The 14,087-nt window shown below is 70.2% G+C and carries 14 protein-coding genes; 8 read left to right on the top strand and 6 right to left on the bottom strand.

All coding sequences use genetic code 11. From position 1 onward, the window contains the following. Nucleotides 1–206: 206 nt before the first annotated feature. From ACO1BU_RS03765 to ACO1BU_RS03755, 3 genes are all read right to left on the bottom strand, one after another. Nucleotides 207–803, bottom strand: a complete 597-nt coding sequence (locus ACO1BU_RS03765; protein WP_424134556.1) for a hypothetical protein — start codon at nt 801–803, stop codon at nt 207–209. 16 nt (nt 804–819) lie between these two features. Beyond that, entirely contained in the window at nt 820–1,455 is a 636-nt protein-coding gene (locus ACO1BU_RS03760; RefSeq protein WP_424134555.1) for a TerC family protein, read from the bottom strand. Nucleotides 1,456–1,674: 219 nt separating this feature from the next. Then, nucleotides 1,675–2,337, bottom strand: coding sequence for a TerC family protein (locus ACO1BU_RS03755; RefSeq protein ID WP_424134554.1), 663 nt, complete (start codon nt 2,335–2,337; stop codon nt 1,675–1,677). A gap of 382 nt (nt 2,338–2,719) precedes the next feature. Between ACO1BU_RS03755 and purB the strand changes: the two genes are divergently transcribed. The 3 genes from purB to ACO1BU_RS03740 all read left to right on the top strand — a co-directional run bounded on the left by purB (nt 2,720) and on the right by ACO1BU_RS03740 (nt 5,771). After that, nucleotides 2,720–4,078 carry an adenylosuccinate lyase gene (gene purB, locus ACO1BU_RS03750; protein ID WP_424134553.1) on the top strand — a complete coding sequence of 453 codons (1,359 nt, stop codon included), beginning with the start codon at nt 2,720–2,722 and terminating at the stop codon, nt 4,076–4,078. A gap of 166 nt (nt 4,079–4,244) precedes the next feature. Next, entirely contained in the window at nt 4,245–4,568 is a 324-nt protein-coding gene (locus ACO1BU_RS03745; RefSeq protein WP_424134552.1) for a hypothetical protein, read from the top strand. A 93-nt stretch (nt 4,569–4,661) separates the two neighbouring features. Next, on the top strand, nt 4,662–5,771 hold the full coding sequence (locus ACO1BU_RS03740) for an NAD(P)/FAD-dependent oxidoreductase (protein ID WP_424134551.1): 1,110 nt from the start codon (nt 4,662–4,664) through the stop codon (nt 5,769–5,771). A gap of 60 nt (nt 5,772–5,831) precedes the next feature. On the opposite strand, the gene ACO1BU_RS03735 is transcribed toward ACO1BU_RS03740, so the two are convergent. Both ACO1BU_RS03735 and ACO1BU_RS03730 read right to left on the bottom strand, forming a co-directional pair. After that, on the bottom strand, nt 5,832–7,079 hold the full coding sequence (locus tag ACO1BU_RS03735) for a hypothetical protein (protein WP_424134550.1): 1,248 nt from the start codon (nt 7,077–7,079) through the stop codon (nt 5,832–5,834). 45 nt (nt 7,080–7,124) lie between these two features. Continuing rightward, complete coding sequence (locus tag ACO1BU_RS03730) at nt 7,125–7,739, bottom strand: hypothetical protein (protein WP_424134549.1); 615 nt, start codon at nt 7,737–7,739, stop codon at nt 7,125–7,127. A gap of 283 nt (nt 7,740–8,022) precedes the next feature. On the opposite strand from ACO1BU_RS03730, the gene purC reads away from it, so the two are divergent. The 4 genes from purC to purQ are packed head-to-tail and all read left to right on the top strand — an operon-like array spanning nt 8,023 to nt 9,998. Further along, complete coding sequence (purC, locus tag ACO1BU_RS03725; RefSeq protein ID WP_424134548.1) at nt 8,023–8,787, top strand: phosphoribosylaminoimidazolesuccinocarboxamide synthase; 765 nt, start codon at nt 8,023–8,025, stop codon at nt 8,785–8,787. Then, nucleotides 8,784–9,038, top strand: coding sequence for a phosphoribosylformylglycinamidine synthase subunit PurS (purS, locus tag ACO1BU_RS03720; RefSeq protein ID WP_424134547.1), 255 nt, complete (start codon nt 8,784–8,786; stop codon nt 9,036–9,038). The genes purC and purS overlap by 4 nt, the downstream gene beginning before the upstream one ends. Before the next feature lie 25 nt (nt 9,039–9,063). Continuing rightward, entirely contained in the window at nt 9,064–9,327 is a 264-nt protein-coding gene (locus tag ACO1BU_RS03715; protein WP_424134546.1) for a hypothetical protein, read from the top strand. Then, on the top strand, nt 9,324–9,998 hold the full coding sequence (gene purQ, locus ACO1BU_RS03710) for a phosphoribosylformylglycinamidine synthase subunit PurQ (RefSeq protein ID WP_424134545.1): 675 nt from the start codon (nt 9,324–9,326) through the stop codon (nt 9,996–9,998). Before ACO1BU_RS03715 ends, purQ begins: the two co-directional genes overlap by 4 nt. A gap of 15 nt (nt 9,999–10,013) precedes the next feature. Here purQ and ACO1BU_RS03705 read toward each other — a convergent pair whose 3' ends face one another. Continuing rightward, nucleotides 10,014–12,788 (bottom strand): bifunctional diguanylate cyclase/phosphodiesterase, encoded by a 2,775-nt coding sequence (locus ACO1BU_RS03705; protein ID WP_424134544.1) that lies wholly within the window; start codon nt 12,786–12,788, stop codon nt 10,014–10,016. Between the two features lie 271 nt (nt 12,789–13,059). Between ACO1BU_RS03705 and ACO1BU_RS03700 the strand changes: the two genes are divergently transcribed. Beyond that, the gene (locus ACO1BU_RS03700) at nt 13,060–14,031 is read left to right on the top strand and encodes a tripartite tricarboxylate transporter substrate binding protein (RefSeq protein WP_424134543.1); all 972 of its coding nucleotides are present in this window, start codon (nt 13,060–13,062) and stop codon (nt 14,029–14,031) included. The last annotated feature ends 56 nt before the right edge of the window (nt 14,032–14,087 follow it).

Here is a 14,087-nt window from a genome sequence, read left to right as displayed (position 1 = left end):
CTCCCGGATGAGACCCTTGGCTGAGCCGCGGCAATGACCCGGCTTCCGCCTCAGGTTCCCGGAATGGCCTTGGCCCGGGGCTATAAGGCCGCCGGGGAGGCTTGCCCCTCGGCGCGTTCCGACTGAACCGCAAACAAGCCAAAGACCCGTCCAACCGCCCGTTAGAGGATTCAGCTAGACGGGATCTTTCCGGGATAGCCGGTCCGTTACGCTCCGCGAGCGGCGGCGGCGATCTCCGCCGCGAAGGCCCGCGCATCCCCGACCGAGCCGCCACGGGTCGGCATCGTCACCTGCACCCGGAGGAAGCGGCCCGCTGCCGCGCCGACACAAACTTGCCGCTCCACCTGGGTCCGCCCGAAGCGGCCCTGCAGCAGCGCACAGCTCAACTCGCCGCCGCGCGCCGGCACCGGGTCGCGGTCAGCCACCGACAGCTCCCGCCCGGTCCGCTCCGTCGGAAGCGCCGTTCCCTCGCGTACGGCCCGCTCCACCTCCGGCGGCAGATCCGCCTCGGTCACATTGGGCCGCCCAAGGTCGTAGACGAAGACATAGGCCACAGCCACGCGCCGGGGCGTCGCGTATTCCACGACCTTCCCCGCGCCAGGATCGCCAGGCGCCACGTCCTGCACGGCGCCCCGCTCGAATCCGGCGGCGGCGGCCGGCAGCCGCGCCAGCACCTCCTCCACGGGCGGCCGCGCGCGCGCGCGCGCCGCGGCCTCATCCTCGGGGGTGACGCAGCCGGCCAGCAACGCCGGCAGCGCCACGAGTGCGAGGCGGCCCAGCGCCGCCCCGCAAGTCCAGGTCACCCTCAACCCGCCGCCCTCAATGGGCCGGATGGGGCGCCGGCAGCGGCAGCCCAAGGGTCAGCGTGGCGTTGGCGATCACAAGGCCCTCCCACAGCAATTGCAGGCCGATCCATGCGATCAGCGCCACGCCCAGATACGCGATCCACTTGTAGCGATCCAGCACCCGCGCCAGCAAACCGCCCAGCAGGCCCATCATAACGATCGAGACCACCAGGCCGATGATCAGCAGCGTCATGTCGTTGCGCGCGACCGCCGCCACCGCCAGCACGTTGTCGAGCGACATCGAAACATCGGCCACGACGATTTGCCAGAGCGCCGCCATCAGCGTCTTGTCGTGATGCGCAACGCCCTCCGTCCCCTCCTCCTTTTGCGAATGCCGCAACTCGGAGAGGAAGTTCCAGGCGATGTAGAGCAGCGCCAGGCCGCCCACGAGATCGATCCACCACAGCGCCAGAAGCTGCTGCGCGATCAGCGAGAAGACAATCCGAAGCACCGCGGCCGCCGCGATGCCGAACATAACGGCCTTGTTGCGCTGGCTCTCCGGCAGCCCGGCCGCCGCCAGCCCGATGACCACCGCATTGTCGCCCGACAGAATGATGTTGAGCCACATGATCTGCAGCAGCTCTGGGATCGCGTTCGCCAGGAAGTCCATGAACGTCTCCGGTCAGGCCTCCGCAGCGCCAACGGGCGCCGCGCAGGCTCGGCTTGATAGGGAACCGGGCGCAGCCCCGCGATATGGGGGCACGCGCCCGCGCACGGACCCTAGCCGCCACCCCCCGGACGCAAAAGCGCCGCCCGGTCTCCCGGGCGGCGCCAAATGTGTTAAATTACATCATCTTAATCGCTCCGCCACATAGTAGCGGAAGAGGCCTCAATGAGCTGATGCTGCGGGCGCGGAAGGCGTGCCGTTGAAGAAGTTCAGCACCTCGCCCGAACCCGCATAGATCATCTCCACCGCCACATAGAGGATAACCAGCAGGCCCACCCAGGCGATCCAGCGATGCTTCTCGAGAAGCCGCGCGATGAAGGTCGCCGCGACACCCATCAGCACGACGGAGATCGCCAGGCCAATGACAAGCACGTCCAGGTGCTCCTTCGCCGCGCCGGCCACCGCCAGCACGTTGTCGAGCGACATGGAAACGTCCGCGACCAGGATCTGGATGATGGCCTGAGTCAGCGTCTTCCGCTTCCCGCCACCATCCACCGCATCCGCGCCGTGCCCGCCCGCCAGCGCCTCGGCGCCCGCATGCTGCTCATGCGGCTGCCGGAGCTCGCGATACATCTTCCAGCAGACCCAGAGCAGCAGCAGCCCGCCGAACAGGGTCAGGCCGATGATGGCCAGAAGCTGCGTCGTGATGGCCGCGAAGCCGATCCGCATGATCGTCGCGGCACCGATGCCCCACAGAATCGCCTTGCGGCGCTGGTCCGGCGGCAAGCCAGCCGCGGCCATGCCGACCACGATGGCGTTGTCGCCCGCGAGCACGAGGTCGATCAGCAGGACCTGCCCGAGGGCGATGAACCAATCCGCTCCCATCGGCGATCTGTCTCCTTTCCGGCCCCGGAGGCTGGGCACCGGTCATAAATGAACGCGTCCCCATCTCCTGGATGGGAACGCCGGCCGCGCCCTCGCGGCTGTCCGCGCATAAACAATCGGCAATGCCTCGGCAACCATCCTCCCTGCCAGAGCCCGGTCACGGCCATTGCGACCCCGCGCAACAAACCGTGGGAAGACCAGATCCGCCCCGTCACGGCCGCAGGATGGCGGCGGGGCGATTCTCGATTCCGACCGCCCTGCCGGCCCGACTCAGGCCTGGCCCGTTCCTGCCATGGGCCAAGGGCTGGTTGACGCGGCCCCGCCCCCCGGATACCGCCCCGACGCCCCGCCCCCAACCGCCGCCCGCCCCAGGAGGCCCATAATGGTCCCGCGCTACACCCGCCCCGAGATGGCCGCGATCTGGTCCCCCGAGGCCCGCTTCCGCATCTGGTTCGAAATCGAGGCGCTGGCCGCCGAAGCGATGGCGAATCTCGGCACCATTCCCCGCGAATCCGCCGAGGCCATCCGGCGCGAGGGCGACCGCCGCATCGCCGCCATCTCCCAGGCCGACCTGGACCGCATCGACGAGATCGAGCGCGTCACCCGCCACGACGTCATCGCCTTCCTCACCTGGCTCGGCGAAACCCGGCCGGACGGCTCCGGCATGGGCGAGCATGCCCGCTTCATGCACCAGGGCATGACCAGCTCCGATGTCCTGGACACCGCGCTGAACCTCCAGCTCGTGAAGGCCGCCGACCTCCTCATCGCCGATATGGACGCCCTGCTGGCCGCCCTCCGCCGCCGCGCCGAGGAACACGCGCTCACCCCGACCATCGGGCGCTCCCACGGCATCCATGCCGAGCCGACGACCTTTGGCATCAAGCTCGCCGGCCACTGGGCCGAATTCGCCCGCTGCCGCCAGCGCCTCGTCGCGGCGCGCGAGGAAGTGGCGACATGCGCCATCTCCGGCCCTGTCGGCACCTTCGCCAGCGTGAACCCACAGGTCGAAGCCTTCGTCGCCGAACGCCTGGGCCTGCGCCCCGAGCCCGTCTCCACCCAGGTCATCCCGCGCGACCGCCACGCCGCCTATTTCTGCGCCCTGGCCGTCGCCGCCTCCGCTATCGAGCGCCTGGCCACAGAAGTCCGCCACCTCCAGCGCAGCGAGGTCCGCGAGGCCGAGGAATACTTCCATCCCGGCCAGAAGGGCTCCTCCGCGATGCCCCACAAGCGGAACCCGGTCCTCTCCGAGAACCTGACCGGCCTCGCCCGCCTCGTCCGCGGCTACGCCATGCCCGCGCTGGAGAACGTCGCCCTCTGGCACGAGCGCGACATCTCCCACTCCTCGGTGGAACGCGTGATCGGCCCCGACGCCACCATCGCCCTCGACTTCGCCCTGATGCGCGCCGCCGGCATGATGGAGAAGCTGACGGTCTATCCCGAGCGCATGAAGGCGAATCTCGAGAGCCTCGGCGGCGTCGTGCACAGCCAGAAGGTGCTCCTCGCCCTCACCCAGGCCGGCATGAGCCGCGAGGACGCCTATGCCACCGTCCAGCGCAACGCCATGGCCACCTGGGAGAACCTCGGCAAGCCGGAAAGCCGCACCTTCCGCGACAACCTCCTCGCCGATCCCAAAGTCACGGCCCTCATCAAGCCCGAGGAACTGGACGACGTGATGGACCCGCAGCGCGACTTCACCCATGTGCGCGCCACCCTAGCCCGCGTCTTCGCCAGCGCTGCCTGACGAATTCCCGCCCGGGCGCCCCCGCGCCCGGGCAGGCCCCGCCGACCTCCCGCAAGCTTGACCACCAGCCGCCGCAATGCGGCGCCCCCCGCCTCCGTTCTGCCCTCTTGAATGCCCATCTTCAGGCGTTCCCGGCCGGTCCACCGGCCGAAGAAGGAGCCAGGAAATGTTCCGTCCCACACCTCGCGGCCTGCGCGCCGCCCTCGCCGCCGGCGCGGTGCTGGGCGCCCTCGCCGCGATTCCCGCCCAGGCGGCGCCCGCCGCCCCGGTCCTGACCGTGTCTCCGGCCAGCCCGCTGGCCCAACCGGTCCAGTATTATTACGCACCGCCGCCGGCCTATTACGTGCCGCCGCCCCCGCCGCCGCCCGGCTACTACTACCGGCCGCGCTGGCGCCATCGGCGGCCGCCGCCGGTCTATTACGTCCCGCCGCCGCCCCCACCGCGCTACTACGCGCCGCGTCCGGGCGTCGGCATCTACCTGGGCTACTGATCCGGCGGTCCGGCGCCCCCTCCTCGTAACGTCCACTCTGGCCAGCGCCGCCCCCATCCGTCACCCTGGGCGCGGCGCAGCGTGGAGAAGCCGATGCGGGTGATCGTCGTGGGGGCAGGTATCCTCGGGGCCAGCACCGCCTGGCACCTCGCGCGGGCCGGCGCGGAAGTCGTGGTGCTCGACCCCTTCCTCCCCGGCCGTGCCACCGCAGCCGGCGCCGGCATCATCTGCCCCTGGCCCTCCGCCCGCACCGACCAGGGCTGGTACGCCATCGCCGCCGCCGCCGCCCGCCATTATCCCGCCCTGATCGCCAACCTCGCCGAGGAAGGCGAGACCGACACCGGCTATGCCCGCAGCGGCGCCCTCGTCCTCCCGGGCCCGGAAGGCGACCTCGACGCCGCCGAATCCCGCCTCCGCGCCCGCCTTCCCCAGGCCCCCGAGGCCGGCACCCCGCAACGCCTCGCACCCGCGGAGGCACGCGCGCTCTTCCCGCCCCTCGCCCCCGATCTGCCTGCCCTGTACATCCCCGGCGGCGCCCGGGTGGATGGCCGCCGCCTTGCCGCCGCCTTCCTCCGTGCGGCCCAGCGCCGCGGCGCCACCCTGCACGAGGCCGCCGTCACCGACCTGACCGCGCGCGGCACCCGCATCACCGGCGCGCAGACGCAAAGCGGCGTCATCGAGGCCGACGAGATCCTCCTCTGCGCCGGCGCCTGGGCCCCACCCCTCCTCGCCCCGCTCGGCCTGGCCCTTCCCGTCCAACCCCAACGCGGCCAGATCCTGCACCTCATCCTGCCCGGCCAGGACACCGCCGCCTGGCCCGTCCTCCTCCCCCAATCCAGCCACTACCTCCTGGCTTTCGAGGATTCCCGCGTCGTCGTCGGCGCCACGCGCGAAACCGGCTCCGGCTTCGATCTGCGCCTGACCGCCGGCGGCGTCATGGAGGTGCTCCGCAACGCCCTGTCCATCGCCCCTGGCCTCGCCGAGGCCACGCTGCACGAGACGCGCATCGGCATGCGTCCCATGGGCCCGGCCCTCTCCCCCATGCTCGGCCGCGCACCCGGCTTTGAGGGCCTGACCATCGGCAACGGCCTTGGCCCCAGCGGCCTCACCATCGGCCCCTTCGCCGGCTCGCTGCTGGCGGAACTCCTCCTGGGCGGCGCCTCCGCCTTTCCGCTCGCCGCCTACCCGCCCTTCCCGGCCTGAAAATGCGAAAAGGGCGGCCCCCGGAGGGGCCGCCCCATTCTTCAGCCGATCAGCGAAGGCTCAGACGCCGCCACGACGCGTCGGGTTAGCGCCCGTCGTGTTGGTGCCCAGCGTCTTGTCCGCCGCGCGCCCCGCAGCCGTGCCCGGAGGATTGGCCGGGGTACCGTCGGACTGGCTGGGGAAGGCCCCGGAGACATTCGTCTCCGCCGCCTGATCAAAGGCGCGGGTTGCCGCCGTGCCCGGCGGGTTGGACGAGCTGTCCACGCCGGAGGCGGTGCCCATCCCGGTCCCGGTGCCCATGCCCGCACCGGTCATGCCGGAGCCGGCGCCCATGCCGGAGGACCCGCCCATCCCCGAGGAGCCGCCGATGGTAGAGGCGGTGCCGACACGATCCCGCTCCGCATGGCTCATCTCATTCTCCGGATGCGCGCCGGAGATGTTGGTGCCCGCGACATTGTCCACGGCGCGGCTGGCCGCGGTGCCCGGAGGATTGCCCGGCGTGCCGTCCGGCGCGCCGCCTGTGCGGCCCTTCGGATATACCGTCGTCTCCGCGCGGCTCACCTCGTTCTCGGGATGCGCGCCAGAGACGTTGGTGCCCGCGACCTTGTCCACGCCGCGGCTGGCCATCGTACCCGGAGGATTGCCCGGCGTGCCATCCGGCGTGCCCCCCATGGTCGAACCCATGCCGCCCATGGCCGCGCCCGTGCTGCCCATGGTCGAGCCGGTGGTGCCCTCCTGGTAGCCGCTCCAGCCGGAGGAACGGTAATCCGTCTCCCGGGTGGTGGCGTCGACGGGGTTGTAGCGCGCCAGGATCGACTCCGCCTCGCCCGCGCGGCTCTCATCCACCCGCACGGTCACCAGGCTGCCGCCACGGCGCACGCCCTCGGAATAGACATGCGCGTCGCGCTCCTCCACGCCCGCGCCGACCAGGCTGCCCAGCAGGCCGCCCGCCGCCGCGCCGGCACCCGCGCCGGCCAGCGCCGCCACCAGCCACCCGGCCGCGACGATCGGGCCAATGCCCGGAATGGCCAGGGCGCCAATGCCGGCCAGCACGCCCGCGCCGCCGCCCAGCACCGTGCCGATCGTCGCGCCCGTACCGGCGCCGCTCGCCGCCTCATCATGGTCCGCCACGGTACCCGAGGTGTCGGCCACATCCGTGGTGGAGCGGAGGCCACCGGCCGAGCCCGCGCCCTCATTCGCCACGATGCTGATGTCGTCCCGCGTGAAGCCCGCAGCCTCCAGCGCATTCACGGCGGAACTAGCATCGGCATAACTGTCGTACAGGCGGGCAATGGTCCGCATAGCCATGAAATCTCTCCTTATGATTCGTTCAGGTCAGGACGATGGTCTGGCTCAGCGGGCCGGGGCGTTGCCCGTCACGACATTGCCCTGATAGTCCAGGCCCACCTCGGCCGTCTGGCCGCCGCGCATCGCGCGCCCGCGCCACACGCCGGACTCGTCCTTCTTCAACTCCTGCACACCGGTGAAGCCCGCAGCCTCGATCCGGCTCCGCGCCTGGCCCTCGGTGAAGGAATTGGCGCCCGCCGCCGGCGTCGTGGTCGTCCGTGGCGCATCGCCGGGATTGTCCGTGCGCACGGCCGCCTGGTTGTCACGGCCCGCGCCGCTGCCCGCGCGATCGCCCGAGGCGGAACGGTCGGTCTGGCCGGCCGCATTTCCGGCCGCGCCGCCGGTCATGCCGGAGCGGTCGGTCTGGATGGTCGAAGTCCCCGGGGTGCTGCCCAGCGGGGCACCCTGTGTCGCCGTGCCCGCACGGGACTGGGAGGCCGCGGGGCCAGTCGTGGTGCCCGGCGCGGCGGAGCCGCCGGAGGGCTGGGTCGCCGGCGCCATGGTGAAGCCGGAGCCCCCCGTGGTTCCCTGCGAGCCGGGATTCGCATTGTTTCCCTGCTGCGCCAGGGCCGGCGTGGCCAGGGCCGCGGCCAGAGCGAGGGCAGCAACACTCGTGCGCATAGCGGTCTCTCCCAAGTGATTCGTGAAGCGCTTGACAGTCGGAGAACGCGGCGTATCCGCATCCTGCTTTGGGTTAACGCGCCGGAACCGCCCCAGGTTGTCCGGGGCGCACGCACCCGTGAGTCCAGGCCATGCCGCAACCCCTGCCCTGGCCCCGGGGCCGCCCTGCATCCGGGGCGGTGGCCCTGCCCCGCCCCCCCTGCTATACGCAGATCTCAATCGCCGCCGTGAACCGGACCAACTGGCCCGGATTCCGGCGGCCGCACGAATTTCGGAGCCCCCCATGGCCCGCAGGCGACAGCTCTACGAAGGCAAGGCAAAGGTCCTGTTCGAGGGACCGGAGCCCGGCACCCTCGTTCAGTACTTCAAGGACGATGCCTCCGCCGGCAACGGCACGAAAAAGGGGATCATCACCGGCAAGGGCGTGCTCAACAATCGCATCAGTGAATACCTGATGATGAAGCTGGGCGAGATCGGGGTCCCCACCCATTTCATCCGCCGACTCAACATGCGTGAGCAGCTGATCCGCGAGGTGGAAATCATTCCGCTTGAGGTGGTGGTCCGCAACATCGCTGCCGGCGGCCTCTCCACCCGGCTCGGCATCCAGGAAGGCACCCGCCTCCCGCGCAGCATCGTCGAGTACTATTACAAGAACGATGGCCTCCAGGATCCGCTGGTGAGCGAGGAGCACATCACCTGCTTCGGCTGGGCCAGCACGCAGGATCTCGACGACATCGTCGCCCTCGCCCTCCGGGTGAACGACTTCCTCACCGGCCTCTTCCTCGGCGTCGGCATCTCCCTCGTGGACTTCAAGCTCGAATTCGGCCGCCTCTACGAGAATGACGAGATGCGTATCGTCCTGGCCGACGAGATCTCGCCCGATAATTGCCGCCTCTGGGATGCCAAGACCGGCGAGAAGATGGACAAGGACCGTTTCCGCCGCGATCTCGGCAAGGTCGAGGAGGGCTACCAGGAGGTCGCCCGCCGCCTCGGCATCCTGCCCGAGGCCGGTATCCGCGACCTCAAGGGCCCGGAGCTCATGCAGTGACCGCCAAGACCACCAAGGCACGTGTGTTCGTGATGCCGAAGAACGGCGTCCTCGACCCCCAGGGCAAGGCCATCGGCCATGCCCTCGGCACCCTCGGCTTCGAGGGCATCGGCGAGGTCCGCACCGGCAAGATCATCGAGCTGGAATTGGCGGAAACCGACCCCGTCGCGGCCAAGGCCGCGGCCGAGGAGATGGCACGCAAGCTTCTCGCCAATACGGTGATCGAATCCTTCCGCGTCGAAATCGCCTGACGGCCCGGCAGGCCGTTACAGCGCCATGATCAAGCTCAGCCTCGTCATCATGACCGTGCTCACGGTCCTGATCGCGATGCTCCTCTCATGGCGCGAGCGCCGCATGGCCGTCGCCCGCCCTGCGCCGCCCCCCATGACGGCACGCGGTCGCCGCGCCCAGCGGGCCCCCGGCCTCATGGCCCGGGGCAAGGCGAATCTCGATCGCTGGATCACCGCCGCAGCCATCGCGGCCATGCTCACCATCGCCGTGCTTGGCGGCCTCCACTGGATCAGGGTGTTCCAACAATGAACGCGACCATCCTCCTCTTCCCCGGCACGAACCGGGAGCGCGACATGGCCATCGCCCTGCAGCGGGCCACCGGGAAGAAGCCCAGCATCACCTTCCACCGCGAAACCGAGCTGCCGAAGGGGACCGACCTCGTCGTCCTGCCCGGCGGCTTCTCGCATGGCGACTACCTGCGCTGCGGCGCCATGGCCGCCCAGTCCCCTATCATGGCCGCCGTGCGCGACTTCGCGGCCAAGGGCGGCCATGTCCTCGGCGTCTGCAACGGCTTCCAGATTCTCTGCGAGGCCCAGCTTCTTCCCGGCGCCCTCCTCCAGAATGCCGGCCTCCGCTTCCTCTCCATGGACACGGTGCTCCGGGTCGAGCGTGCCGGCACGCCCTTCACCAGCCGCTGGCAGCAGGGCCAGACCTTCCGCGCCCCCATGGCCCATGGCGACGGCAACTACTTCGCCGATGACGAAACCCTGGACCGGCTGGAAGGCGAAGGCCTCGTCGCCTTCCGCTACGCGGACAAGAACCGCAACGGCGCCGCCCGGGACATCGCCGGGATCCTTTCCCCGAACCTCCGCATCTGCGGCCTCATGCCGCATCCCGAGGACATGGTGGACCCGCTGATGGGCGGCGAGGACGGCCTTCCCCTCTTCCAGAGCCTCGCCGAGACCCTCGTCGCCGCCTGACGCGCGAGAGCGCCCTCACCTTTCCGGACGGTCCCGCCCGGAAGCGATTTGTTCCAGGGCCTGAACGGGGGAGGCACGTTCCTCCCCCATGCCGGCCAAAACCTCGCTCCCGCCGCGGACTGTCCCGCGCGCCAGGGCCTTCGCCAGGAACTCCTCCGCCGGCATCGGCCGGCCAAAAAGGTAGCCCTGCCCCTCGAGGCAGCCGGCTGAAGCCAGGAATTCCACCTGCGCCTCCGTCTCGACGCCCTCCGCGATCACCTCCAACCCCAGGCTGCGCGCCAGCACCAGCACCGCCTCCACGATGGCCGCGTCATGCGCCGCCTCCGGCAGGCCGGAGATGAAGCTGCGGTCAATCTTCAACCGCGTCAGCGGAAAGTTCCGCAGCGTGGTCAGCGAGGCAAAGCCCGTCCCGAAATCGTCGAAGGCGATCCCGACGCCCCGCGCCCGCAGCGCCCGCAGCGGCGCCAGCGTCTCCTCCTTGTCCTGGCGCAGCGCGATATTCTCCGTCAGCTCCAGTTCCAGCATCTCCGGCGGCAGTCCCCAGCGCTCCAGCGCCGCCTCGATCACCTCCGCCAGATCGCTTCCCTTCAGCTGCTCGCCGAACAGGTTCACGCCAAGACGCAGGCGCAGCCCGGCCTTCCGCCATACCGCCGCCTGACGGCAGGCCTCGTCGACGATCCATTCGCCCACCGCACGCGCGTCGCGGCTGCACTCCAACGCCTCCAGGAACAGGCCAGGGCCCAGAAGCCCGGCTGTCGGGTGCCGCCAGCGAAGCAGCGCCTCCGCCCCCACCAGCGCCCCGTCCTCAAGCCGGACCTGCGGCTGGTAATGCAGTTCGAACTCCCCCTTCTCAGCGGCCCGCCCCAGCTCATCCTCCAACTGCCGCCGGGCCTCATAGGCCGCGCGGTCCGCGTATCTGTAGCTCCGGCACACCCCACCCCTGGCGCCCTTGGCCCGGGAAAGGGCCAGATCGGCATTGGCGAGCAACGCTTGGGGATCGGCCGCCTGACCCGGCGGAACGCAGACGAGACCAGCGCTGGCCGTGATCCGGAACTGCCGGCCCCGCACCGGGAAGGGCCTCTCCTCCACCACGGCCAGCATGTCCTCCGCGATCGCCTCGCCCGCCGCGGGCCCCTTCCCCCCGAATAGCAGCGCCGCGAACTCATCGCCGCCCAGCCGCGCCAGCCGTCCCCGCTCGCCCAGCCGGCCGGCCAGCCGGGATGCGGCGTCACGCAGCACCTCATCCCCGGCGTGGTGGCCCAGCGTGTCGTTCACATGCTTGAAGCCATCCAGGTCGAGCAGCACCAGGGCCGTGGGCATGCGCCCCTCCACCCCTTGGGCGGCCATCTCGTCGAAGCCACGCCGGTTCGGCAAACCCGTCAGCGGATCGTGATAGGCCAGGTGCCGCAGCGCCTCCTGAGCCCGGACCTCGTCGGTCACTTCGCGCATGAAGAGGGTGACGCCGCCATCCGGCGAGGGAAAGATATTCGCCTCGAAATGCCCGGCCAGCGGTGCATAGAAGAAGGTAACCTGGACCGGAACCCGCTCGTCCATGGCCCGGTGGAACGCCCTCCAGGCCGGTCCGCCCTCCAGGTCGGGAAAGGCGTCCCAGGCGCTCCGGCCAAGTAGATCGTAACGCTTCATCCGCGCCTGGGCACGGCGGTTCAGATAGGTCACGCGCCAATCCCGGTCGAAGGCCCACACGGCGTCGGTCGTGCTCTCCAGCATGTCGGTCAGGCGCCGCTCGCGCTCGGCCACCGCCTCGGCCATGGCGTCGAAGGCCCGGCCGAGCTGGCCGATCTCCGAACCCTGGTCGATCTGCCCGGCCCGCGCCGTCAGGTCGCCCTGGCGCCAACGCCCGGCCACCGCCGTCAGCCGCGCGATGGGCCTCCGGATGAAGCGGGACGCGAAGAACCAGGCCACCAACAGCGCCACGGCCAGCACAACGGCCGAAATCGCCAGCGCCCTGGCGCCCCTCCGGCGGGCATCCCCCATGAACTGCTCGTGGTTTAGCCCAAACGCGACGAGGAAGGACGCTCCGGGGCCGGCCGTCGTAGGAACATAGGCCACCACGTGGCGGACACCGTCGATCCACTCCGTATCGGCCACACCGGACCGGACGGCCCGAAGGATCGGAAGCAAGCGTTCGGGAAGTCCCTGCCCGACACGCTTCCCGGACGGCAGGTCGACCAGCACGGTCCCGTCCGGGTCCGTGACGGTCAGCGTCGCGCCCGGCGGCATCTCGGTCCGAGCCAGGTCCGCCGCCAGCCGCTCCAGATCCAGCCCGGCCGTGAGCACGCCAGCAAGCCGCCCGTCCCGGTCATGAATCGGCATGGAGAAGCTCAACACGCGCCGGCCCGTGGAGCGGCCCAGCAGATAGCCGCTGACGATGAACCCCTCGGCCTCCACCGCGCGCCGGAACGCCGCGCTGTCCGAAACATCGACATCGGGCGTGCCGCTGCTGCTGCACCAGATCCGCCCATCCGGTCCGGCCACCCCGATCAGCGTATAGGCCGGAAACTGCTCACGCAGACGCCGCATCGTCGGGCCGCAGCGCGCTGCGTCCCTATCCCGGATGATGGGCAGCATCGACAAGGCTGTGAGCAGTTGGCTCGCGCCCTCGACGATACGCCTCTGCTCCGCGGCCGCCAACTCGGCCTGGCGCAAGGCCCGGCTCGGAACTTCGGAAAGAATCTCCTGCCGATCCTCTGCGGCACGCCAAGCCTCAAGCATGGCCGAGGGCAGGACGCTCAACGCCGCCAGGATCATCAGGCGGAAAAGAAAGCTCACGGGCGCGTCCTCGGATTGGCCGTCCCTCCGGCACTAAGACTGCACATGACGGAAAGGTTTCCGCCGTCAACCAGCAACGCCCCGGCACATCCTGCCGCCGGGACCCCTGGCAGTGTCATGCGGCATCAACCCCGCGTCAGGCTCGCGGGGCGCACGTCCATGTCAGCCGGACACCCCCGACCCAGCCTGCCCGGTGAGTGGCGTCCAACCGGTTCTCATGCCACGCTCATTCCCAACACCGCCTGGAGCGGTGACATCCGGGAGTCCCGAAATGAAGCGTCGAGCCCTCCTCGCCGGCCTGCCAGCCGCCGCCCTTCCGCTGGCAAGCGCGCAGTCGCAGAGCAGCCGGCAGTCCAGTTATCCCGACCGCCCGATTCAGATGATCGTCGCCTATCCGCCCGGTGGCGGCACCGACATCGCTGCCCGCACCCTCGCCCAGTTCATGGAGCGTGAGCTCGGCGGCAGCATCGTCATCCTGAACCGCGCCGGCGCCGGCGGAGAGATCGGCTTCGGCGAGCTCGCCCGCTCCCGCCCCGACGGCTACACGATCGGCTTCATCAACACGCCCAACATCGTCACCATGCCGATCGAGCGCCGGACCTCCTACAAGCTCGACGACTTCGCCCCGATCGCCAATGTCGTGGATGATCCCGGCGGCTTCTTCGTCGCCAAGGAAAGCCCGCTCCACAACCTCGCCGATCTCGTCGCCTATGCGAAGGCGAACCCGGAAAAGGCCACCTATGCCACCACGGGCGTCGGATCCGACGACCACCTCGCCGCCCTCGCCTTCTGCCGCCAGGCGGGCATTCGAATGACCCACGTGCCCTATAACGGCGCGTCGCAGACCCGGAACGCGCTCCTCACCCGCGAAGTCACCCTCGCCTCGGTGAATATGAGCGAGGGCCTGCCCGACCAGCAGCAGGGCACCGCCCGCGCCCTCGGCCAGATGGGCGCCAAGCGCTGGGAAGGCATGCCCGATATCCCGACCTTCCGTGAGCAGGGCTTCGACATCATCCAGAGCTCCATGCGTGGCCTCGGCGCCCCCGCCGGCGTTCCGCCCGAGATCCTCAACCGCTTGGCCGACGTCGTCCGTCGCACGGTCGAGAACCCGGAATTCCGCCGCGTTGCTGCCCAGCAATCCCTGCCGCTACGCTATCTCGGCCCCGACGAACTCCGGACGGAGCTGGTCAACCTTCGCACCGAGTTCGAGAAACTCTGGGCCCAGCACCCCTGGCGGGATTGATCCGGTCGGCGGTTCCGGTTCGTCCATCCCGCATGAACCGGAACCAACCTCCACAC

The sequence above is a fragment of the Roseomonas chloroacetimidivorans genome (genome assembly GCF_049629625.1).
GTDB classification, from domain to species: Bacteria; Pseudomonadota; Alphaproteobacteria; order Acetobacterales; family Acetobacteraceae; genus Roseomonas; species Roseomonas chloroacetimidivorans.
This window is presented reverse-complemented; position numbering and strand designations above follow the sequence as displayed.

Excerpts from the sequence above, each read along its gene's own strand:
- ACO1BU_RS03760 (WP_424134555.1), bottom strand. The coding sequence starts at position 1,455 with ATGGACTTCCTGGCGAACGCGATCCCAGAGCTGCTGCAGATCATGTGG.
- ACO1BU_RS03755 (WP_424134554.1), bottom strand. The coding sequence starts at position 2,337 with ATGGGAGCGGATTGGTTCATCGCCCTCGGGCAGGTCCTGCTGATCGAC.
- purB (WP_424134553.1), top strand. The coding sequence starts at position 2,720 with ATGGTCCCGCGCTACACCCGCCCCGAGATGGCCGCGATCTGGTCCCCC.
- ACO1BU_RS03745 (WP_424134552.1), top strand. The coding sequence starts at position 4,245 with ATGTTCCGTCCCACACCTCGCGGCCTGCGCGCCGCCCTCGCCGCCGGC.
- ACO1BU_RS03740 (WP_424134551.1), top strand. The coding sequence starts at position 4,662 with ATGCGGGTGATCGTCGTGGGGGCAGGTATCCTCGGGGCCAGCACCGCC.
- ACO1BU_RS03735 (WP_424134550.1), bottom strand. The coding sequence starts at position 7,079 with ATGGCTATGCGGACCATTGCCCGCCTGTACGACAGTTATGCCGATGCT.
- ACO1BU_RS03730 (WP_424134549.1), bottom strand. The coding sequence starts at position 7,739 with ATGCGCACGAGTGTTGCTGCCCTCGCTCTGGCCGCGGCCCTGGCCACG.
- purC (WP_424134548.1), top strand. The coding sequence starts at position 8,023 with ATGGCCCGCAGGCGACAGCTCTACGAAGGCAAGGCAAAGGTCCTGTTC.
- ACO1BU_RS03715 (WP_424134546.1), top strand. The coding sequence starts at position 9,064 with ATGATCAAGCTCAGCCTCGTCATCATGACCGTGCTCACGGTCCTGATC.
- purQ (WP_424134545.1), top strand. The coding sequence starts at position 9,324 with ATGAACGCGACCATCCTCCTCTTCCCCGGCACGAACCGGGAGCGCGAC.
- ACO1BU_RS03700 (WP_424134543.1), top strand. The coding sequence starts at position 13,060 with ATGAAGCGTCGAGCCCTCCTCGCCGGCCTGCCAGCCGCCGCCCTTCCG.